Annotated in this window: 19 protein-coding genes and 1 rRNA gene; 5 read left to right on the top strand and 15 right to left on the bottom strand. The window is 41.6% G+C overall.

The annotated features are described in order from the left end of the window. Positions 1-36: 36 nt before the first annotated feature. Positions 37-152: ribosomal RNA gene (rrf, locus tag Xind_RS16645) — 5S ribosomal RNA — on the top strand. A 346-nt stretch (positions 153-498) separates the two neighbouring features. Here the strand turns inward: rrf and actP are convergent. The 3 genes from actP to acs form a co-directional block, all read right to left on the bottom strand. After that, positions 499-2,160, bottom strand: coding sequence for a cation/acetate symporter ActP (gene actP / locus Xind_RS16640; protein WP_047685814.1), 1,662 nt, complete (start codon positions 2,158-2,160; stop codon positions 499-501). Then, positions 2,157-2,468, bottom strand: coding sequence for a DUF485 domain-containing protein (locus tag Xind_RS16635; RefSeq protein ID WP_047685815.1), 312 nt, complete (start codon positions 2,466-2,468; stop codon positions 2,157-2,159). Before Xind_RS16635 ends, actP begins: the two co-directional genes overlap by 4 nt. 179 nt (positions 2,469-2,647) lie before the next feature. Continuing rightward, on the bottom strand, positions 2,648-4,603 hold the full coding sequence (acs, locus tag Xind_RS16630; RefSeq protein ID WP_187650512.1) for an acetate--CoA ligase: 1,956 nt from the start codon (positions 4,601-4,603) through the stop codon (positions 2,648-2,650). Between the two features lie 395 nt (positions 4,604-4,998). Between acs and sodA the strand changes: the two genes are divergently transcribed. The 3 genes from sodA to Xind_RS16615 all read left to right on the top strand — a co-directional run bounded on the left by sodA (position 4,999) and on the right by Xind_RS16615 (position 7,772). Further along, on the top strand, positions 4,999-5,625 hold the full coding sequence (gene sodA, locus Xind_RS16625) for a superoxide dismutase [Mn] (protein WP_047680335.1): 627 nt from the start codon (positions 4,999-5,001) through the stop codon (positions 5,623-5,625). Positions 5,626-5,800: 175 nt separating this feature from the next. Continuing rightward, positions 5,801-6,475 carry a 6-hydroxyaminopurine reductase gene (gene yiiM, locus Xind_RS16620; RefSeq protein ID WP_187650511.1) on the top strand — a complete coding sequence of 225 codons (675 nt, stop codon included), beginning with the start codon at positions 5,801-5,803 and terminating at the stop codon, positions 6,473-6,475. Between the two features lie 205 nt (positions 6,476-6,680). Next, complete coding sequence (locus Xind_RS16615) at positions 6,681-7,772, top strand: glycosyltransferase (RefSeq protein WP_187650510.1); 1,092 nt, start codon at positions 6,681-6,683, stop codon at positions 7,770-7,772. A 140-nt stretch (positions 7,773-7,912) separates the two neighbouring features. Here the strand turns inward: Xind_RS16615 and trpS are convergent, their stop codons facing one another. The 11 genes from trpS to Xind_RS16560 all read right to left on the bottom strand — a co-directional run bounded on the left by trpS (position 7,913) and on the right by Xind_RS16560 (position 17,587). Beyond that, entirely contained in the window at positions 7,913-8,947 is a 1,035-nt protein-coding gene (trpS, locus tag Xind_RS16610; protein WP_187650509.1) for a tryptophan--tRNA ligase, read from the bottom strand. Between the two features lie 4 nt (positions 8,948-8,951). Then, positions 8,952-9,656: a phosphoglycolate phosphatase gene (locus Xind_RS16605; protein ID WP_187650514.1), complete on the bottom strand. Its 705-nt coding sequence runs from the start codon at positions 9,654-9,656 to the stop codon at positions 8,952-8,954. A 14-nt stretch (positions 9,657-9,670) separates the two neighbouring features. Beyond that, a complete protein-coding gene (rpe, locus tag Xind_RS16600; RefSeq protein ID WP_047680326.1) occupies positions 9,671-10,345 on the bottom strand; it encodes a ribulose-phosphate 3-epimerase in 675 nt (224 codons plus the stop codon). A 57-nt stretch (positions 10,346-10,402) separates the two neighbouring features. Beyond that, entirely contained in the window at positions 10,403-11,221 is an 819-nt protein-coding gene (gene dam, locus Xind_RS16595) for an adenine-specific DNA-methyltransferase (RefSeq protein WP_047680324.1), read from the bottom strand. Positions 11,222-11,306: 85 nt separating this feature from the next. Then, positions 11,307-12,263, bottom strand: coding sequence for an SPOR domain-containing protein (locus tag Xind_RS16590; protein WP_047680322.1), 957 nt, complete (start codon positions 12,261-12,263; stop codon positions 11,307-11,309). A 213-nt stretch (positions 12,264-12,476) separates the two neighbouring features. Further along, positions 12,477-13,565, bottom strand: a complete 1,089-nt coding sequence (gene aroB / locus Xind_RS16585; protein WP_187650508.1) for a 3-dehydroquinate synthase — start codon at positions 13,563-13,565, stop codon at positions 12,477-12,479. A gap of 45 nt (positions 13,566-13,610) precedes the next feature. Continuing rightward, positions 13,611-14,132 carry a shikimate kinase AroK gene (gene aroK / locus Xind_RS16580; RefSeq protein ID WP_038260059.1) on the bottom strand — a complete coding sequence of 174 codons (522 nt, stop codon included), beginning with the start codon at positions 14,130-14,132 and terminating at the stop codon, positions 13,611-13,613. 399 nt (positions 14,133-14,531) lie between these two features. Next, entirely contained in the window at positions 14,532-15,602 is a 1,071-nt protein-coding gene (locus Xind_RS16575; RefSeq protein WP_047680318.1) for a secretin N-terminal domain-containing protein, read from the bottom strand. After that, positions 15,602-16,144: a hypothetical protein gene (locus tag Xind_RS16570; protein ID WP_047680316.1), complete on the bottom strand. Its 543-nt coding sequence runs from the start codon at positions 16,142-16,144 to the stop codon at positions 15,602-15,604. The genes Xind_RS16575 and Xind_RS16570 overlap by 1 nt, the downstream gene beginning before the upstream one ends. Further along, positions 16,134-16,688 carry a PilN domain-containing protein gene (locus Xind_RS16565; RefSeq protein WP_047680314.1) on the bottom strand — a complete coding sequence of 185 codons (555 nt, stop codon included), beginning with the start codon at positions 16,686-16,688 and terminating at the stop codon, positions 16,134-16,136. The genes Xind_RS16570 and Xind_RS16565 overlap by 11 nt, the downstream gene beginning before the upstream one ends. After that, positions 16,685-17,587: a type IV pilus biogenesis protein PilM gene (locus tag Xind_RS16560; RefSeq protein WP_047680312.1), complete on the bottom strand. Its 903-nt coding sequence runs from the start codon at positions 17,585-17,587 to the stop codon at positions 16,685-16,687. The genes Xind_RS16565 and Xind_RS16560 overlap by 4 nt, the downstream gene beginning before the upstream one ends. A gap of 135 nt (positions 17,588-17,722) precedes the next feature. Here Xind_RS16560 and mrcA point away from each other — a divergent pair, with 135 nt between their 5' ends. Next, the gene (gene mrcA / locus Xind_RS16555) at positions 17,723-20,251 is read left to right on the top strand and encodes a peptidoglycan glycosyltransferase/peptidoglycan DD-transpeptidase MrcA (protein ID WP_047680310.1); all 2,529 of its coding nucleotides are present in this window, start codon (positions 17,723-17,725) and stop codon (positions 20,249-20,251) included. Between the two features lie 170 nt (positions 20,252-20,421). Here the strand turns inward: mrcA and nudE are convergent, their stop codons facing one another. Then, positions 20,422-20,973, bottom strand: a complete 552-nt coding sequence (gene nudE / locus Xind_RS16550; RefSeq protein WP_047680308.1) for an ADP compounds hydrolase NudE — start codon at positions 20,971-20,973, stop codon at positions 20,422-20,424. Positions 20,974-21,296: the final 323 nt, after the last annotated feature.

Genomic DNA, 21,296 nt, shown 5'->3' with positions numbered 1-21,296 from the left:
GTCCGGCAGCTTGTTCGGGATTGAAAACAGGATTTGTCTGGCGGCAATAGCGCGGTGGTCCCACCTGACCCCATGCCGAACTCAGCAGTGAAACGCCGTCGCGCCGATGGTAGTGTGGGGTCTCCCCATGCGAGAGTAGGGCACTGCCAGACAGCCATTTGACAGAGAAGCCATCCTGAACCGGATGGCTTTTTTGCGTTTTCTCAGTGAAGTTGGGTCATATACCTTTCCTTATTCCCCATGAGTACCGTCGTGGCCTATTTTCCTTGTCGGTTCTGCCTTAATTGATGAATTAATCTGTTCATCGCTGATTTATTGACATTAATTGCTTTGGCTGCTTTGCTAATATCAGTTATTAAATTCAGAATTTGCTCTTCGACAGTGAATTAAGTTCTTTGTTGTCCAAGTTTGTCATCAGATTACATTAAACATCAGCTCTCCGTTTGGTTAACAAAATAGAACCTGCCCAAAAGGGCAGGATAAGTTCAGTATTTAATGCTAATGTGCGTTTCCTTGCTCAATACCAAGGCCTGTCTGTGAACGTAGAAATTGCTTACGGAACATTTCTCTTTCCAATTGACCTTGTTCTGATGTATCTGTGATGGAGAAAAGCCATGCACCGGCAAATGCTACAATCATGGAGAATAGAGCTGGATACTCATAAGGATAAATGGGTTTTTCATGACCAAGAATACTAACCCAGATTGTTGGGCCAAGGATCATTAATACGGCGGCTATCATTAATCCCAACCATCCACCAATCAAAGCTCCACGTGTTGTCAGCCTGCTCCAGTACATCGACAATAAAATAATTGGGAAATTACAACTTGCTGCAATGGAGAAAGCCAGACCGACCATAAAAGCAATATTTTGTTTTTCGAATAAAATACCTAATCCAATAGCGATAATTCCCAGGAAGACTACAGTAATTTTGGAAATTTTTAACTCATCCTGTTCATTGGCTTGTCCCCGTTTAATTACATTAGCATAGAGATCATGAGAAACGGCTGAGGCACCAGCTAATGTTAGCCCTGCTACAACAGCTAAAATCGTGGCGAAAGCGACAGCAGAAATAAAACCGAGGAAAAAATCACCGCCAACCGCACTTGCAAGATGGACTGCGGCCATATTAGTCCCACCAATTAATGTTCCGGTTGGATCTTTAAATGCAGCATTGGGGCTGACTAACAGTATTGCACCAAATCCAATGATAAAGGTTAGGATGTAGAAATAACCGATAAAGCCGGTGGCATAGAAAACACTTTTGCGGGCTTCTTTAGCATCATTAACGGTAAAAAATCGCATGATGATATGCGGTAAGCCAGCAGTACCAAACATTAACGCTAGCCCTAAAGAGAGTGCAGATACTGGGTCAGAAACTAATCCACCTGGGCTCATAATATCCTGCCCGTGTGAATGTACGGCAATAGCTTCTTTAAATAGGGTATTAAAATTGAAATTCACGGCTTTCATAACCATCAAAGCCATAAATGTTGCTCCAGCCAGCAATAAAATTGCTTTGATAATCTGAACCCACGTTGTTGCCAGCATGCCACCAAACAGTACATACAGAACCATTAGAATACCAACTAAAACAACAGCGATGTGGTAATTCAGTCCGAATAATAGTTCGATGAGTTTTCCAGCTCCAACCATTTGTGCAATCAGATATAACGCAACAACAACCAGAGATCCCATTGCAGACAAAGTACGGATAGGGCGCTGCTTTAATCGATAAGAAGCAACATCAGCAAATGTGTAACGTCCCAGATTTCTCAACCGTTCAGCGATCAGGAACAAAATAATTGGCCAGCCAACAAGGAAACCGATGGAATAAATCAGGCCATCATAACCGGAGGTATAAACCAATGCAGAAATCCCTAAAAAAGAGGCTGCTGACATATAGTCCCCAGCAATGGCCATACCATTTTGAAAACCCGTGATCCGCCCTCCGGCAGTATAGTAATCTGAACGAGAAATTGTTCGTTTTGATGCCCAATAAGTAATGTAAAGCGTGAACCCAACGAATAACAGAAACATGATAATGGCCTGAATATTCAAAGGTTGCTTTTCTACTTTACCTGAAAGGGCGTCTGCCTGGGCTAAAATAGGGTAGAAGGAAAAAAATAGCAGGATTGTTGAGAAGAGAAGCTTTTTCATTTTCCCACCTCTTTGAGAATAGTCGATGTCAAACGATCGAATTCACCATTCGCTCTGACAACATAAATCCCTGTTAATATGAAAGAAATAAAAATAATACCGATACCAACAGGAATACCACGTGTTACGCTGGAGCCTTCATAGAGAGGTGTGCCAAGCCATTCGGGGGCAAAGGCAATGAGAAAAATAAAACCAACATAAAGCATTAACATAATGATGGACAACAGCCCGGCAAAACGTCCGCGCTTCTCAACTAATTCCTTGAAGCGAGGGTTATTCTCAACCTCTTGATAAATATCGGCATTCATCAGAGTTTCTCCTTTTAAATGTTAAAGGATCACCTTAAGCCACATTAAGGACTATTAAATACGGAGCAGCCGCATTCGCAGGAATTCATGACTACTTATCACGTCCCTGGTAGTTCTGCACTTTTGATGGTATGTTACCAAGCCGCCCTACGGCGGCATGGATGTTTTTACTGCATATGCTAAGGCATAGCCATGGACTGCTTTTCTTCTAGTAATTTTTCAACAACGCCAGGATCAGCCAAAGTGGAAGTATCTCCTAAGTTACTAGTATCACCGGAAGCGATTTTGCGCAAAATCCGTCGCATAATCTTTCCTGAACGCGTTTTGGGTAGAGAATCTGTCCAGTGAAGAATATCAGGGGTTGCAATTGGGCCGATTTCTTTTCGTACCCAATTTTTGACATCGCTATACAGCTCAGGAGAAGGTTCTTCACCGTGAATTAATGTGACATAAGCGTAAATAGCTTGTCCTTTGATATGGTGAGGGATACCAACAACGGCTGCCTCCGCGATTTTAGGATGAGCTACCAGAGCCGATTCAATCTCAGCAGTACCCAATCGATGGCCTGAAATATTCAGCACATCATCAACGCGGCCAGTAATCCAGTAATAGCCGTCTTCATCACGTCTGGCACCATCGCCACTGAAATATGCCCCTTTGAAGGTAGAAAAATATGTTTGCTCAAAACGATCATGATCGCCAAATAGAGTCCTGGCTTGTCCCGGCCATGAATCGGTAATAACAAGATTCCCCTCGCATTCACCACTCAGAATGCCACCTGAGTTATCTACTAATGCGGGGCTAATGCCGAAGAATGGCAGAGTCGCTGATCCTGCTTTGAGAGCAGTTGCTCCAGGTAATGGTGTAATCATGAAACCACCCGTTTCCGTTTGCCACCATGTATCGACAATAGGGCATTTACCATTACCTATTTTTTTGTAATACCATTCCCAGGCTTCCGGGTTGATGGGTTCGCCTACAGATCCCATGATGCGCAATGATGTGCGTTTGGTTCCTTCAATAGCTTTGTCCCCTTCGGCCATTAATGCACGAATAGCCGTTGGCGCAGTATAGAGGATATTCACCTGGTGTTTATCAACAACCTGGCTGAGACGATTCACATCAGGATAGTTCGGTACACCTTCAAACATCACGGATGTTGCACCACAAGATAGCGGGCCATACAACAGATAGCTATGACCTGTTACCCAACCGATATCGGCTGTACACCAATAAACTTCACCAGGACGGTAATCAAACGTATATTTGAACGTCAAAGACGCGTAGACCAGATAACCACCAGTGGTATGCAGAACACCTTTGGGTTTACCTGTGGAGCCGGAAGTATAAAGAATAAATAGCGGATCTTCTGCATTCATCTCTTCGGCCGGACAGTCTGTATTCATCCCATCAGTTAATTCATGCCACCATAAATCACGTTCGGTTTGCCAGCTTGTTGCATTATCTGTCCGTTTAAAAACAACAACATTGGTAACACTTGTCACGGTTGGATTGCTCAGTGCTTCATCAACATTTTTTTTCAGTGGAACAGTTCGTCCGGCTCGTATGCCTTCATTAGCAGTAATAATTAATTTGGCATTTGAATCGATAACCCGACCAGAAATTGCATCAGGAGAAAAACCACCGAAAATCACCGAGTGAATTGCGCCAATCCGGGCACAGGCCAGCATAGCAACGGCAGCTTCCGGCACCATTGGCATATAGATAGCAACGACATCACCTTTTTTAATCCCAATTTTTTTCAATGCATTAGCGAATTGACAGACATCGTGATATAGCTCTTGATACGTAACATGTCTGGATTCAGCGGGATTATCTCCTTCCCAGATAATGGCAGTCTGATCACCACGTTCTTGTAAATGGCGGTCAAGGCAGTTAGCACTTAGATTCAGTGTTCCATCTTCAAACCAACGGATACTGATGTGTCCGGGGTCAAAAGAACTGTTTTTAACCTTGGTATAAGGTCTTATCCAATCCAGTATCTTACCTTTCTCACCCCAGAACCCTTCAGGATCTTGTAGTGACCATTGGTAGTCTTGCATATATTGTTGCTTGTTTATCAGGGCTGTTTCTGCGATGTCAGCAGGAATAGGATGCTTGATTATTTGAGTCATATTTTTATCTCCTTGCAATTGTTAATACTATGTCAAAACAAGGTTAACTAAAGTGTAAGAAGAAATTTTGTTTCTTTTTTGGGCGGAAGATCACGCAATTGGAAAGAATGAATTTCATGAGATGAGCATTTAGTGCGGCGTATTTGTGAAAATTAATTGTCATTAATAATTTCATTATTTAAACAAATACACTAACTGATGGATTTTATTTAGTTATTTCGTCTAATAAACGAAATAAAAGAGAAATTAAAAAGAAACCATAGTTATAATATGGAATTGATAATCGTTTTCATTATCGTTTAATTCACTATAATAATCTGGCAGTTCACAAGGTGTGAGCCTCATACCCAATAAATAAAAGGTGTGTATATTTTAAAAACAACTGGAGATATGACATGAGCCATTCATTACCTTCTCTACCATATCCTTATGACGCGCTAGAGCCGCATTTCGATAAACAAACGATGATGATTCATCACACCAAACACCATCAAACCTACGTTACAAATACCAATACTGCATTAGAAGCCTGTCCAGAACTAGCCTGTCTGGAGATTGATGAACTCGTTCAGCGGCTTGATGAAGTTCCTGAGGATAAACGTACTTTCATGCGTAATAATGCAGGAGGTCATTTAAACCATAGTCTGTTCTGGAAGGGTTTGAAATTAGGGACAACTTTATCTGGTGCATTAAAAGCAGCAATAGAAAGGGATTTCGGTAGCGTTGATGCTTTCAAAGAAAAATTTGAACAAGCAGCCGCAACCCGTTTTGGCTCTGGGTGGGCCTGGTTAGTCTTAAAAGAAGATGGCAAACTTGACGTTGTTTCTACTGCAAATCAGGATAGCCCATTGATGGGTGAAGAGATTTCTGGTACTTCTGGTTATCCTATTTTGGGATTGGATGTGTGGGAACATGCTTATTATCTGAAGTATCAAAACCGTCGCCCCGACTATATTAAGGCATTTTGGCATGTCGTAAATTGGGAAGAAGCGGCAAAACGTTACGAAGAAAAAATGGAATAAGTTCTAAAAATCCCTCTCTTAATAATGCTGATCACTGTGGGGTCAGCATTTTTATTGCTCATAATATTCGTTATCATTTGACATCTTTTCTGCTTTAAAAGGGCAAAAAGATGAAGCTTGGCGCGTTTATTTGGTCAGGATAATATTTATATTAGCCTATTGAGGAGAAATAGAAATGTATTACCCACAGGTATATAGAGGTAAAATAACATCTTCCGAAAAGTGGGGTTTCAGTGCAATCAACAAACTGCTGGTGAATGGACGCTTACAGCTAACCTCTCTTGGTCTGGAAGGAGATGAACAGGCAGAGACTCGTTTTCATGGCGGTCCTGATCGCGCGCTTTGTCATTATCCTATGGAACATTACCTCTTTTGGAAAAGGCAATTTCCTGAATTAGTGGAATTATTTGTATCTCCCTTATTTGGTGAAAACATATCAACGGAAGGTATGACAGAAGAGAATGTTTATATTGGGGATATTTTCCAGTGGGGAGAAGCAATTATTCAGGTGACACAACCCCGTTCTCCTTGCTACAAACTTAATCTTATTACTGGAATTGCGAATTTTGCAGCCATGATGCAAGATAAAGGGTATTGTGGTTGGTTATATCGGGTCATCTCTTCAGGTTTTGTCAGTGCTGTTGAACCACTAAAATTACTCAGTCGAAATAGTGATGTTTCTGTTAAGGATGCTATTTCTATTGCTTTCCATAGCCCATTTGATGGAGAACAATACCAACGTTTAATGGGGGCAGCAGGGTTATCTGCTAGCTGGAGTCTGACGATGCAAAAGCGGATATTGCATGGAAAAATAGAGGACTTCAATCGTCGTTTATTTGGAAATAATTAAGAAAATCGTCAAACAATATATTGTCAGAGCACAGTTGACGATAACCAGATTCTTGTTATCGTCATACTTATTTTTTAAATGTGATAAATATCACAAAAATGTGTATTTACACTATTAAAATAGATTAGCCATACGAATTTCTGATTCTGTAAAAAATATAAATTCAATCAAAATTAAAACATTAATAATAATGAAGAGATGATTTGTGAATATACCAAATAAAATCCACTATTTCTGGACTGGTAAAAATATACCAGAAAAGTTTATGAGAAATATTATTGAAATGAAAACGCACAACCAGGGTTTTGAAGTGCATTTATGGGTTATTAATAAATCATTAATGACAAGAACATTTAATAATATAATAGAAAACATTGATAGTAAATTTGGTGTAATTAATGTAGGTGAGTTATTTGGATGTGAGTTTGATAAGATTGGAGGAAAAGAGAAAATACAAAAATTAAATTATAAATTTAATACTTTTTTTATTAGAGATATAGATGAAGCTTTTGACACTGTACATAAAAAACTTATACATTTGCATAAAAATATTATATTTTTGAAGTCTATGTTTTATAGGAATATCAATGGATACTATCATAATTATGGAATGTCAAGTGATATTGCGCGTTCGGTTATTTTATATTTAGAAGGAGGTATTTACCTGGATGTTGATGTTGAATTGGAGGAGGCAAGTATTAAAAATATTTCTCAAGAGGCTAAATTTAGAAATGTTGATGCACCATTAGGCGTTGCTTTTGGTGATGTTAGAGGAAAATCCTGGAAGGTCAATTCTTTTGGTGGTACTGCAATTCTTGCTGCTAATATTGGCTCAAAAGAAATTGAGAGTATTTTAATTTCTATGAGTGAAAGATTTTCATCCAACATGCTTAAGAGAGATGATAAATATAAAAATCCCACTAGTATTAGAAAGTTAAAATATTTTAGAGAGTGTAGAAATCCATGTAATGAGGCTAATGAAGAAGAAAGAAATGATACTTGGGCGACTTCACGAGTATTATGTGATTTTCGTTTTGAAGTAGGTATGAATACAGGACCTGATACTTATAAAAATCATTTATATACAATTGATCGAGAAAGAAGAGATAAAAGGCCTTCTAAACATTTTAGATTTGAGAAAGAAAACGAAAATATTTTTAAACGTGTAGATGCAAGTGCAAAATGGAGACGTGAAAGGAAAGATCGTGTTATTCTGCATGATGATACAGAATTTCCTTCTGCATCTAATGTAACAAATAATGATATTATGCTTCGATTCAAAAAATTAAAATGGTAACTAAAACATTAACTACATCAACAGACAAAAAACAAAGGAGATATATTGATCTCCTTTGGCAATAAATAATAAAAATACCCGTCGTCTTTCAAGTTTCAGATTTGTTAGCTGTATCTTGAAATCCATTGGGTATAACATGATTACGGATGAGCAATAAACCCAACCGCCTCATAGACCTTATCCAGAGTCGCCTGAGCACGAGCTTGTGCTTTAGCTGCGCCTTCTGCCATTATTTGGTTAAGTAGAACCTCATCATTACGGAAATGATGGAAACGTTCTTGTAAACCTGCCAGCATTTCACATACTGCATCTGCTACTGCACCTTTCAGATGACCGTACATTTTTCCTTCAAATTCGGCTTCCAGTTCAGGAATTGTTTTACCTGTGACGCCAGAAAGTATATCCAACAAATTGGAAACACCAGGCTTATTTTCCAGATCATAACGTACACGAGGTGGTTCTTCGGAATCAGTAACTGCACGTTTGATTTTCTTAGCAACCGATTTTGGATCTTCCAGCAGAGCAATCACGTTATTACGGTTATCATCTGATTTTGACATTTTCTTATTTGGATCTTGCAATGACATCACGCGTGCACCGTCTTTCGGAATGAATGGTTCTGGTACAGTGAAAATGTCGCCGTATAAGGCATTAAAGCGCAGTGCTAAATCACGGGTCAGTTCAAGATGCTGTTTCTGGTCAATGCCAACAGGGATCTGATTGGCTTGGTAAAGTAAAATATCAGAAGCCATCAGGACAGGATATTCAAATAAACCAGCATTAATGTTTTCTGGATAACGGGCTGATTTATCCTTAAATTGAGTCATGCGGCTGAGTTCGCCGAAATAGGTGTAACAGTTTAATACCCAAGCCAGTTGAGTATGTTGTGGAACATGTGACTGAACGAAAATAGTGCTTTTCTTTGGATCAATGCCACAAGCAAGGTAAAGTGCCAGCGTATCCAGTGTGCGTTTTTTCAGTTCTTCGGGATCTTGGCGTACGGTAATAGAATGTTGATTAACGATACAGTAGATGCAATCATATTCATCCTGCATTTTAACCCACTGACGTAACGCCCCCATGTAGTTACCGATGGTCAATTCACCGGAGGGTTGTGCGCCGCTGAATACAATGGGTTTTTGTGCGTTTGATTTCATTGCAGTGGGTTCATTCATTTTATTACGCTTCCTGTAAGTTCAAAATTGATAGTCCAATTGTTGGGATTAAATCCGAGAAATTGTCTAATACATAATTCGGACGACTTAATGCTATAGATTCCCCATAGTTATATCCATAGGTCAAGCCAACACAAGGACAACCTGCTGCCTGTGCAGCCAAAATATCATTACGTGAATCACCAACGAAAAGCAATTCTTCCTTATGTAGACCAAACATGCCCATTGTCAGATACAGTGGTGCCGGATGCGGTTTTTTCTGTTTAACATCGTCACCACCTAGTACCAGTGAAAAATATTCACTGATACCTAATGATTCCAGCAATGGTGCAATAAAAGGTGTTGGCTTGTTAGTGACAATCGCCATCGGCAGGTTATGTTTTGCCAGCTCTGCCAACGTTTCTTTGACATGAGGAAAGAGTGTGCTGCCTGTTGTGACGGTGGTTTTATAGAATTTATCAAACAGTTCGCGGATTTCATGATGCAGTTCTGGGGTAAATTCCACCGTCGCCCATTTCAATGCGCGTTCAACCATGATATCTGCGCCATTACCCACCCAAACCGCAACGCGTTCTTTGCCTGCTGTGGGCAATCCTTTGGCAGTCAGTGCCTGATCTAGAGCATCGGCCAGGCCACCGGCACTGTCGGTCAGTGTTCCATCCAGATCAAATGCAATGGCCCGAATGTTTTTAACTACATTTTTTCCCATCATGTTGTCTGCCATTATGCTACTGTTGATAATTCACGGCGCATCTCATCAATAACCGTTTTATAGTCAGGTTGACTGAAAATAGCGGAGCCTGCGACGAACATATCCGCCCCGGCCTGAGCTGCTGCGGCAATATTGTTGGCTTTGATACCACCATCAATTTCAAGGCGAATATTGTATCCACTTTCATCAATAAGTTTGCGTACCTGACGCAGTTTGTTCAGGGTTTCTGGAATGAAAGATTGACCGCCGAAACCAGGGTTAACTGACATCAACAAAATGACATCCAGTTTATCCATAACATAATCAAGGTAGCTGAGAGATGTTGCCGGATTGAAAACCAAACCCGCTTTACAACCATGATCTTTAATCAGTTGCAGCGTTCGGTGAACATGCTCGCTCGCTTCTGGATGGAAAGTGATATAGGTTGCACCTGCTTTGGCAAAATCGGGGATAATGCGATCAACAGGTTTTACCATCAGGTGAACATCAATCGGAGCGGTAATACCATAATTGCGCAGAGCCTGACAGACCATCGGGCCAATTGTCAGGTTCGGAACGTAATGGTTATCCATAACGTCAAAGTGCACAACATCAGCACCTGCTGCCAATACCTTTGCGGTATCTTCACCCAGACGGGCAAAATCTGCGGATAGAATGGATGGGGCAATCAGAAAATCTTTCTTCATTATTCTCTTCTCCAATTCATTGTTTATCCCCGTTATTTCAGGGGCAGGAAACCTCAATCACTTCTGGCAGTATAACGCCAAAAGCTCATCAACTTTACTGCGGGCAAGAATATTTCTACTTATTGTCCGGCGGGCTTTAACAATGTAAAGGGAAGCTTGATGATACCATTCCCGTGTCATCGGCGTGTCATGATTGGATATAAGTACGGGGATATCCTGTTGCGACGAGAGATTATAGGCGAGCCGCGCCAGATTTTCCTGATCCAGGAGGTTAAAACTATTTGTATGGTAGGCTGTAAAATTTGCCGTTGCTGAAAGAGGCGCATAAGGTGGATCGCAATAAACGACTGAGCCTTTTGGCGCTTTAGTTAGTGCGATTCCGTAATGCTGGCAGATAAAAGAGGCCTTTTGGGATTTTTCGGCAAACCAGTACAACTCATCTTCCGGAAAATACGGTTTTTTATAGCGCCCGAAAGGAACGTTAAACTCGCCCCGTGAGTTATAGCGGCAAAGGCCATTATAACAGTGGCGATTAAGGTACAGAAACAACACACTGCGATAGAATGGGTCTTTACTGTTGTTGAACTCTTCTCTCAGGTGATAGAAGATTTCAGACGTGTTGAACTCTGGTGAAAATAAGGGACGGACATGACCAATAAATTCATCCGCACTGGATTTTACTGTGTTGTACAGGTTGATTAGATCACTGTTGATATCTGATAAGATGTAAGAATCATAATCGGTATTCAGGAATACCGAACCTGCGCCAACAAATGGCTCAATTAAGCGCTCGCCCTCTGGCAGATAACGTTTAATGTCATCCACCAAAGGGTATTTTCCACCGGCCCATTTTAAGAAAGCGCGTTTTTTTTTCATGCCGCCAAATAAAGTATTCAATAATTTCAGAGCCGCAGATTGTACTCTGTTTAGGACAGCATATCAGCGCCTAATAAAAATAGTTTTATTTTTTCAGATCTTGATGAACCTGTTGTAGTTTTCTCACCCAGGGTTTTTGAGTCTGAATGTCTGTAGGGAGTAAAGAAATTGCCTTTTTGGCCTCAGAAGCGGAGTTGTAGCTACCGTAGATCAAAATAAACCATGTTTTATCATTACGTTTGGTTTCATAAACCTTGTAATTAACAAGGTTATTCTTTTTCGCAAAAGCGATCAAGGTATCAGAGCGACTCGCGCTACTCAATTGAAGTGTAAACCGATTTGCAGGTACTTTCAGTAAGTCATCAATGATGGCAGGTTTAGCTGTTTCCTTGTGCTGCTTGTCTGTTTTTTCTATTTTGGGAGGTGCAACCTTTTCAGTTTTTTTCTGTTCTTCCGGCGGGATTACCGTTTGTTTTACCGGGTTATTTTGTGATGATGACAGATTTTTTTGTGCCGTATTTTTTTGCACAGTATCGTTAATGTTGCTCTGTTGTTGATTTAAAGCATCAGAAATATCGCCAGGTAACTCTATGCGTTGGTTGTAGCCACCCGTTCCGGTTGTTGCAGGAGCGGGATCTTGACTAGGTGTACTGCTGATTGGTGGCATACCGATTTCGCGCGGATTATTTGTTGGCGATGTCGATGTGGCAGGTTCAGATGGATTTCCCTGCATACTATTTTGCGCATTAGTCGCTTGCGTGTTAGTAGAAGATGATGGAGAGCCTGGCAGATCGATATTTTTCTCGACTGAATTCTGTGATTGCTGTTTTTCATGCTCGGTTGGGGATTTCAGGGCAGAACTGATAGCGATAATCAGTAGTAAAAGCACCAGTATACCGACCCCAATCATCATTTGTTGACGCGATACTGCCAGTTTTGGGCGTTGGTTTTGAGTTCGTGATCGCGGAGGGCGGCGATCAGAAGCATCAGGTTTAAATTCGTTTTTTGTTTCTTGCTTATTTTCTGATTTTAATTCGTCCATATGCCCTCCCAGTCGAGATAATACTGCCAATTACTATTCTATAGGTTTGGTCTATAGGTTTGGCAGCCTGACCTAACTAAAACCGGTAATAAAACTGATAGTGTATTATACCCTTTATCTTTCAAGTTGCCTCTTTGTTGGCGGCAACTTGAAAGCTATCAGGTGTATCTATCAATGTAGCTATTTTATAGCAAACAGCTAGAAAATGATGGATCACTCTCTGCAACGTCGAATGGCATCTAATATGACGTTTGTACTGATATCAGAACGAAGTTCTGCTTCCCCTATAACCTTAGGCAAAGTCAGACGAAGTTTACCCGCTGATACTTTTTTATCACGCATCATATGAGGTAAATAATCTTCAGGGGACATGATTGCCGGGCCGTGAACAGGGAGTTTTGCTCTTTCCAGCAAGTTGATAATACGTTGTGTATCCTGACTGGAAAATGTTCCAACAAGTTCAGACGCTCGTGCAGCCATTACCATACCCGCAGCGACTGCTTGACCATGCAGCCAGACACCATAACCCATTTCCGCTTCAATGGCATGTCCGAAAGTATGGCCGAGATTTAATAAAGACCGCATTCCACTGCGTTCATATTCATCTGCTGCGACGACAAATGCCTTCAGTTCACAGCAACGACGAATACAGTAAGCCATTGCCTGATGATCAAGAGCGATTAATTTCTCAATATTGTCTTCAAGCCAGCTAAAAAACTCACCATCCAGAATCACGCCATATTTGATCACTTCCGCTAAACCGGCATACAACTCTTGGGCTGGCAGGGTATTTAAACAATTGAGATCAATAACAACGGAGGCAGGTTGGTAAAAAGCCCCAATCATGTTTTTACCAAGGGGATGGTTGACCCCTGTTTTTCCGCCAACGGAAGAGTCAACCTGAGAAAGTAGAGTGGTGGGTATCTGAATGAAACGAATGCCGCGTTGATAGCTGGCGGCAGCAAACCCCGTCATATCACCGATGACACCACCACCGAGAGCGATAAGCGTTGTGTCACGAGCGTGATTATTTTCCAGTAAGGCAGAAAATATATCATTGAGCACAAGAAGTGATTTGTATTGTTCACCGTCAGGCAAGATAACTTCATTTACCTGAAGACCCATACTCTGCAATGTGGATTTCACCTGTTCAAGATACAGGGGTGCCAGTGTTTCATTGGTCACTATCATGACCTGCTGACCAGATTGCAGGGGCTTGAATGCTTCACTGCTGGAAAACAGCCCTTGGGCGATGGTAATCGGATAGCTTCTTTCACCTAACGTAACAATCACTTGTTCCATATCAGCTTTCGCCTTATCGTGTGCTGCGGAGCGAGTCCGCAAAGATCAATTTTTTTCCAATAGCTCAATAATTTGGTTAGCTACAACTTTGGCACTTTGCTCATCTGTACGTATAGTCAGGTCAGCAATTTCCTCATAAAGAGGATTGCGCTCATCAGCCAGATTTTCTAAAACTTCACGTGCTGGTGCATCAACTTGAAGTAAAGGGCGTTTTTTGTCGCGCTGGGTACGAGCTAACTGTTTTTCTATGGTTGTTTCTAAATAGACGACCACACCACGGGCAGACAGACGATTGCGGGTTTCTTTTGATTTAACTGAACCACCCCCAGTTGCCAATACAATGCCTTGTTTCTCAGTCAGTTCGTTAATTATTTTTTCTTCGCGTTCACGGAAGCCTTCTTCGCCTTCCACATCGAATACCCAGCCCACGTCAGCTCCGGTACGTCGCTCAATTTCTTGATCAGAGTCGTAAAACTCCATATTGAGTTGCTGAGCTAACTGACGACCAATAGTGCTTTTGCCGGCACCCATAGGCCCAACCAGAAAGATATTGCGTTTCTCTGCCATGTTTTTGGTATTACTAAGATATTTGTTAATGATAACCCGCCCCGCCAATCAGATTAGCCGCGGGACCTAAACTGAAACCTCATGAGTGAGAATGTGAGATCAGATAGAAAAATTATCTCAATACATCAGCCTATATTGCAACTATATAAATTTGCACGAACCTGTGAAGTAAGGTTCATGCTTTTTCGGCTGATTATGATCCTACCTGTGTATATTCCGATAGGCTCTTACTGGTGATGAGAGACCTGCTCACTCAATTAGGTAAACCTTGTATGCTAAATTACTCTCAGCGTCAAATCCATAAACAGGTCAGACCAAGAAAAATAACCAGCAATATGGTAGAAAAAGCACAGAGACCTTTATCAACCAACTGATAAATATGTATATATTTTAAATTGATCAAATATTGTCCAGTTGAGGTGTAATAAAAATTACGAGCTCCCTTCGACTATGCCGTTCTCCTTGCTGGCTAAATAATGATCCCAACAGAGGAATGTCTGATAAGTAAGGAACTTTTTGTGTACTGGCGCCTTTTTTCTGTTGGAAAATTCCACCCAGAATGAGGGTTTCGCCGTTTCTGACGGTAACTTGTGTCATAATTTCCTGTTTATCGATAGCCAGATTTTCATTCCCTCCCTGATTAATAGGAAGGCCGGGCGCATTCTGGCTGATTTTCAACATTAACCGGATTTTTCCTTGCCTTAAAATGTGTGGAGTTACTTCCATGCCTAATACTGCCTCCTTGAATTGAATAGTTGTTTTGTTTTTATTCTGAACGAGATAAGGGATATCAGAACCCTGTTTGATACTGGCGGGTTGTTGATGTGAAGCGGTCAGACGTGGGCTGGCGATGATATCCAGTTGATTTTCCTGCTCCAGGGCGCTGAGTTCCATTTCTAACAGATTTGCATGGATGCGGGCAGTGTTCAGTACTAATCGGTGGCTTTGATTTCCTGCGGGTTGATGCAGGTTCAAGCGGTTGAGGCCGAGTGAGCGATTTTGTGGATCGGCTGCGATACCCCAGTGAATACCTAGCTCATGTAATGCTTCTCTGCTGCTCGTGACAATATGGGCTGTGATTTGCACTTGTTGTTGTGGTGTATCCACTTCTTTCAGCCAGTTTTTGATGCGAGTGATAGCATCAAACTTATCTTCTAATATCAAACTATTCGTTAAATTATCATGTTCCACTTTTCCCCATTTTGTCAGTAAGGCAGGCGTGTTTTTTTGTAATTGTTCTGTTATTTGTCCGGCATCGGCGTATTGCAGAGGAATAACCTGATATTCTATTTCTTGTTCTTCTTGATCTGTCGGGAAGAACTGAACTTCTTCATCTAGGTTATTTTTTGGCGGCTGAAAAGGATCTCTCACTGTCATTGAATAAGTTGTTTCTTCCGGTTCTATTTCTTCGGCGAAACAGGAAAAAGTCAGGAGCAGGAAGGCCAGTAAAGCGAAAGCACGACAATTCATCATTTTTCCTCATAGCCAATATCTTTCAGCACCATACGGACAGTCAGACTATTATCGGCAGGTGTGATCGTGAGATGTTTTATCAGCAAGATAGGTTGTAATTGCTGAATCTCATTGATGAAACGGAGTAATTGTTCATAGGTCAGTGACAGTATGATATGCCATAAAACCTGATCCCCTTCTTTGATGCTTTTCCATTCCATGAGTTGACTCCCGGAATTGACCAAAGGCTGGTGGAGTCGTTTAAGTACGGTAGTTTTTAGCGGCGATGAGATATGGCCGTTCTGGCCGAGTTTGACTGTTATTTGTTGGATCTGCTGGTGGAGCTCAGTCAGGTTAGGTAATGCGGAAAATTGGTTTTGAGATAAGGCGAGATCATTTTTTTGTTCTGTCAGTTTAACTTGAAGAGAATGAATGACATCTTCACTCTTTTGCCAAACAAAAAAATAGAAGCCCAATATAAGAGGAATGATCACCAATTGCTGCAATAAAAATAACTGCCATATGGGGCGAAATAACCACACAAGATAATTATTTCTCATTTCTGTCTCCCATCAACCAGTCTGCATCAATGGTGAATACCTTAAGATAATCCTCAGATGTGGTGGTCATTTTTTTCAACTGGACATTGATAAGTGAAGTATTACCTGTCAGGTTATCCAATAAATTGGAGACATCTTCATAACTTTGGCTGTTGGCTGCAAAAACTAATTGCCCGGTGTCATCACTGAAAGCAGTAAGCCAGCTTTTCTCCGGTAATAAATGAGGAAGTTGGCGAAATAGTTGTAAATATCGTTGATTCTGTTCCATGAATATCTGTTTTTTCCTGACTTGTTGGGTCAACTGATGGTGATGATGAACCGCTTGTTCTGTTTCATTGATAATTTGTTTTATTTGCTCAAGTTGCTGGCTATTTTGGGCAAATCGAACGTGATATTGTTCGATTTTCTGCTGCTGTTGTATTGAGATAAATATGAAAAAAGCCCCCCATAGAATCAATTGCAGGCCAAGAAATAATCCCCATTTCCAGTATTGGCGTTTAAGTTTTGCCTGACGCCAGGGCAAGAAATTAACCTGATACATCATTGGTCATCCGGTCTGAGAGCCAGCCCGGCAGCTATAACGAAAGCATCTGTTTGTGTCGGCAGTGGAGGCTGATAATGGCGAAATGCTGCCAGCATATGCCAGACGTCAACGGGTTCTTTGGGTACGGTTTGCTGTTTTTCTTTATTGATATCAGTAGATTGTTCGTCACTGTAGTAAATGGTGTGATTTTTACTCTCTGTTGTAATGGGTAACTGGTTAATAACTTGTGCCAGAAATGGATGAGACTGGGTTGAGATCAATCCATAATTAAAAGGGAGATTAGCTGGAGCGACCCACAGCCAGTCAGTTATCCGTTTATGGATCAACCAGCTGTCATTGGGAATACCGGCAGATTCTGCTGCATAACGTAATGCACAGGGCGCAATATCAATGGCATCAGGGAATAAACCAATTTCTGCGAGCAGTTCAATCCAGAAGTTGAGATCTTTTTGTCGGGTTGCACTGATGCAGATTTGCTGACCATGAACCCGATAATCCAGGGCAAGATCAGTGACAGGAAATTGTTTTTCAGCGTTGGCGTGAACAAACCATCCGAGTTCAGGCTCCTGTAATGAGATGTGGTGAGGCAAAGCAATCTGTTTCTGTAGGGTTTGCTGAACAGGCAGGGCCAGTCTTAATTTAATCTTGTTAGGTAATATTTGACGCCATTGCATTAGAATATGCTGTAATTTTTCAGGGTGCTGTAACCATCCTCCTGAGACAGTGCCGTGTGGTGTGTCTTTTAATAATGGTATTTCATTAAATAACGGTAATTTATTAAATAAAGAGTATTGCCAGCAATGACGGAGTTGCCAGCCATTGCGGCGTTTAATAGCCGCGATTGCCCGAATGTAATGTTCATGGATATCCAATCCGATATACCATCTTGATGGGTACATGTCGTGATCTCCTTATCAGTGATGAGTGACAAGTTGTTATTAAATGAAAGGACATATTCATTGTGTTGTATAGCCTTTATACTACGTACTAATCGTTTATAAATTGCCTCATTAACATGGCGTGAGAAATTTCAGGTGAAGTTCATAAAGTATTTTTTGATCCTTGTCGTTGTTTGCATTTTATTGGGAACCGTCTCGATTTTGGGTTTGTACAAATATATCGAACCACAGTTGCCAGATGTCGCGACTTTAAAGGATGTCCGATTACAGACACCAATGCAGGTATTCAGTGCTGATGGCGAACTTATTGCACAATATGGTGAAAAACGTCGTTTGCCGCTGACCTTGTCCGAAATACCGCCTTTAATGGTGAAAGCCTTTATTGCCACGGAAGATAGCCGTTTTTATGAACACCATGGTGTTGATCCGATAGGTATTATCCGTGCGGTCTCAGTTGTGATGACTTCTGGTCATGCTTCTCAGGGGGCAAGTACTATTACTCAGCAACTTGCGAGGAACTTTTTCCTCAGTCCGGAAAAGACTTTGATACGTAAGGCTAAAGAAGCGTTTCTGGCGATTAAAATTGAGCAATTGTTAACCAAAGATGAAATTCTTGAGCTATATCTCAACAAAATCTACCTTGGTTATCGTGCTTATGGTGTCGGTGCCGCAGCACATGTCTATTTTGGCAAAAACGTTAATGAATTGACTTTGGGTGAAATGGCGATGATTGCCGGATTGCCGAAAGCGCCTTCTACCTTTAACCCACTCTATTCTCATGAGCGGGCGCTTAATCGCCGCAATGTGGTATTGGGGCGTATGCTGGAGGAGGGATACATCACTCAACAACAATATTATCAGGCAAGAAGTGAGAAATTAATTGCCCGTTACCACACTCCGCAAATTGTTTTCTCTGCGCCTTACCTGACTGAAATGGTAAGGCAGGAAATGATTAACCGTTATGGTGAAAATGCCTATACGGATGGCTATAAGGTCTATACCACGATTACACGTAAACCCCAACTGGCGGCTGTTGATGCTGTTCGTACCAATGTGATTGATTATGATGTCCGTCATGGTTATCGCGGTGCTCAGGAAGTGTTATGGAAAGCTGGTCAACCAGCATGGAGCCAGTCTCAGATCATCGATAAACTGAAAACTTTGCAGAAATATGATCCTTTGTTACCTGCTGTTGTGACGAAATCCGATGCAACTCAGGCAGAAGCCATATTGACGGATGGCAGTAAAGTTGAACTGACTATGGCGGGAGTTCACTGGGCGCGTCGATTTAAGACAGACAATCTGCAAGGGCCTCCACCGCAAAGTGTTAATGAAGTCATTCGAACCGGTGAACAGATTTGGGTCAGGAAAGTCAATGACATCTGGTGGCTGGCTCAATTACCGGAAGTTAATGCTGCGCTGGTTTCCATCAACCCGATGAATGGTGCGATAGAAGCATTGGTCGGTGGATTTAATTTTGAATTGAGTAAATTTAACCGCGTAACTCAATCGTTGCGTCAGGTTGGCTCCAATATCAAACCGTTCCTGTATACCGCTGCGATGGATAAAGGTCTGACACTGGCATCGTTGCTTAACGATGCACCTATCAGCCGTTGGGATGCAGGCGCGGGTACTGACTGGCGTCCCAAAAACTCTCCACCAACCTATGATGGTCCGATTCGTCTGCGTCAGGGATTGGGGCAATCCAAGAACGTGGTGATGGTGCGCGCTATGCGTGCAATGGGTGTTGATTATGCTGCTGATTACCTGAAACGCTTTGGTTTGCCGGGTGAAAATGTTGTCCGCACAGAGTCGTTGGCATTGGGGTCTCCTTCTTTCACACCAATGCAATTAGTGCGTGGTTATGCAGTGATGGCAAATGGTGGTTATCTGGTCGATCCTTATTTCATTAACAAAATTGAGAATGATGAAGGAAAAGTCCTGTTTGAAGCGAAGCCGAAGATTGCTTGTCCGCAGTGTACCGATATTCCTGTAATCTATGGTGATACCACCCGTTCCATTGAATTATCTGAAGATTCGATTGAAAACGTAGCCCACTCCAATCTTTCTGCCGAGCCAGCTTTACCTCAGCCGGATCTGGAAAGTGTCGCGCCTAATGTGCATACCGATGATCAGCAGTATGCTCCGCATGTTATCAGCACACCGTTGGCGTTTCTGATCCATGACGCTCTGAAAACCAATATCTTTGGTGAGCCGGGTTGGATGGGAACAGGCTGGCGTGCTGCTCGTGATTTGAAGCGCCGTGATATTGGCGGCAAAACCGGGACAACCAACAGCTCGAAAGATGCATGGTTCTCAGGTTATGGGCCAGATAGGGTTGCGACAGTCTGGATTGGTTTCGATGAGCACAGTAAAAGTCTGGGACGGACACCTGCTCTGAAAGGGGAAGGTGGAGCGAAAACGGCGCAGCCAATTTGGGATGATTTCATGAAAATGGCATTGGAAGGGGTGGCGGAAAAAGAGATGGAACCGCCAGAAGGTATTGTGTCTGTCACAATTGATCGGGCGACAGGCAAGCTCTCCAATGGTGGGGCAAATACCCGTAAGGAATATTTTATTGAAGGTACGCAGCCGACAGAATATACCGTACCAGAGGCGGGAACGACAGTGATAGAGAATGGCGAAAGCCATGAGCTGTTCTGATTGTTTTTAAATACCAGCACTTAGGTAGTAAATAAAGTTAAAGATTTTTCTAATGTATATTGGGTAATGGTGTTTAATTAATTTTATATAGTCATAAGAAATGGGCATTAAAGATCATGATCTTTAATGCCCTTTCATCATCTTGCTACATACCTGCTGTAAGCGTAGTCCTAGCGTTTTTCATTCAGATATCGTTGTGCAAAAAATAAGGCGCTGATGTTTCTGGCTTCGTTAAAATCGGGATGTTCCAATAGTGACATCATATCTGTTATTGGCCAGCAAACCTGCACCAGAGGTTCCGGTTCATCTCCTTCCAGATTTTCGGGATAGAGATCTTGCGCAATGACAATGTTCATTTTGCTGGAAAAATAAGAGGGAGCCATCGTCAGTTTTGTCAGTAGTTCAAGCTTTTTTGCTCCTAATCCTACTTCTTCCTTTAATTCACGGTTGGCGGCTTCAAGGATACTTTCCCCCGCATCAATCGCTCCCTTAGGAAAACCTAACTCATATTGCTCAATACCAACGGCGTACTCACGTATCAGAAGTAACTCATCACCAATCACCGGAATGATGAGGACTGCTTCATGATTAGCCGGCTTCATGCGCTCATAAATACGTCTGGCACCATTACTGAATTCAAGATCAACGGACTGGATGTTGAATAGACGAGAATGGGCAATATCACTTATATTCAATATCTTAGGCTTTTTCAGATCAATCATGCTTGCCCCTGGCGGTTATTGCGCATTAGTCAATTGAAAAATAATCCATCCAATCAGCTCATGGCGCTTGGGAAATACAATTTTTGTAGTGACATTGGATGTGAATCCAAACTCTGCTTTAATATGGCCGATTATGCCAGTAAATGATAGCGATTATCGCTTGTATGTATTTTTGTTACTATCTTACTCTTGCACAAAAAAACTTCTTTTTACGAGCGGGTGTGAGAAAATTTATATAACATTTTGTAAATAAAATTAAAAATAGGAAGCGAGAATAGGAATAACCTGATTCTGAGTAATTCTTTAGATTGTTATTTTGTCAG

It is taken from the genome of Xenorhabdus indica, from assembly GCF_014467235.1.
GTDB classification, from domain to species: domain Bacteria; phylum Pseudomonadota; class Gammaproteobacteria; order Enterobacterales; family Enterobacteriaceae; genus Xenorhabdus; species Xenorhabdus indica.
The sequence above is the reverse complement of the archived record's forward strand: the minus strand, read 5'-3'. Positions and strand labels throughout refer to the sequence as shown.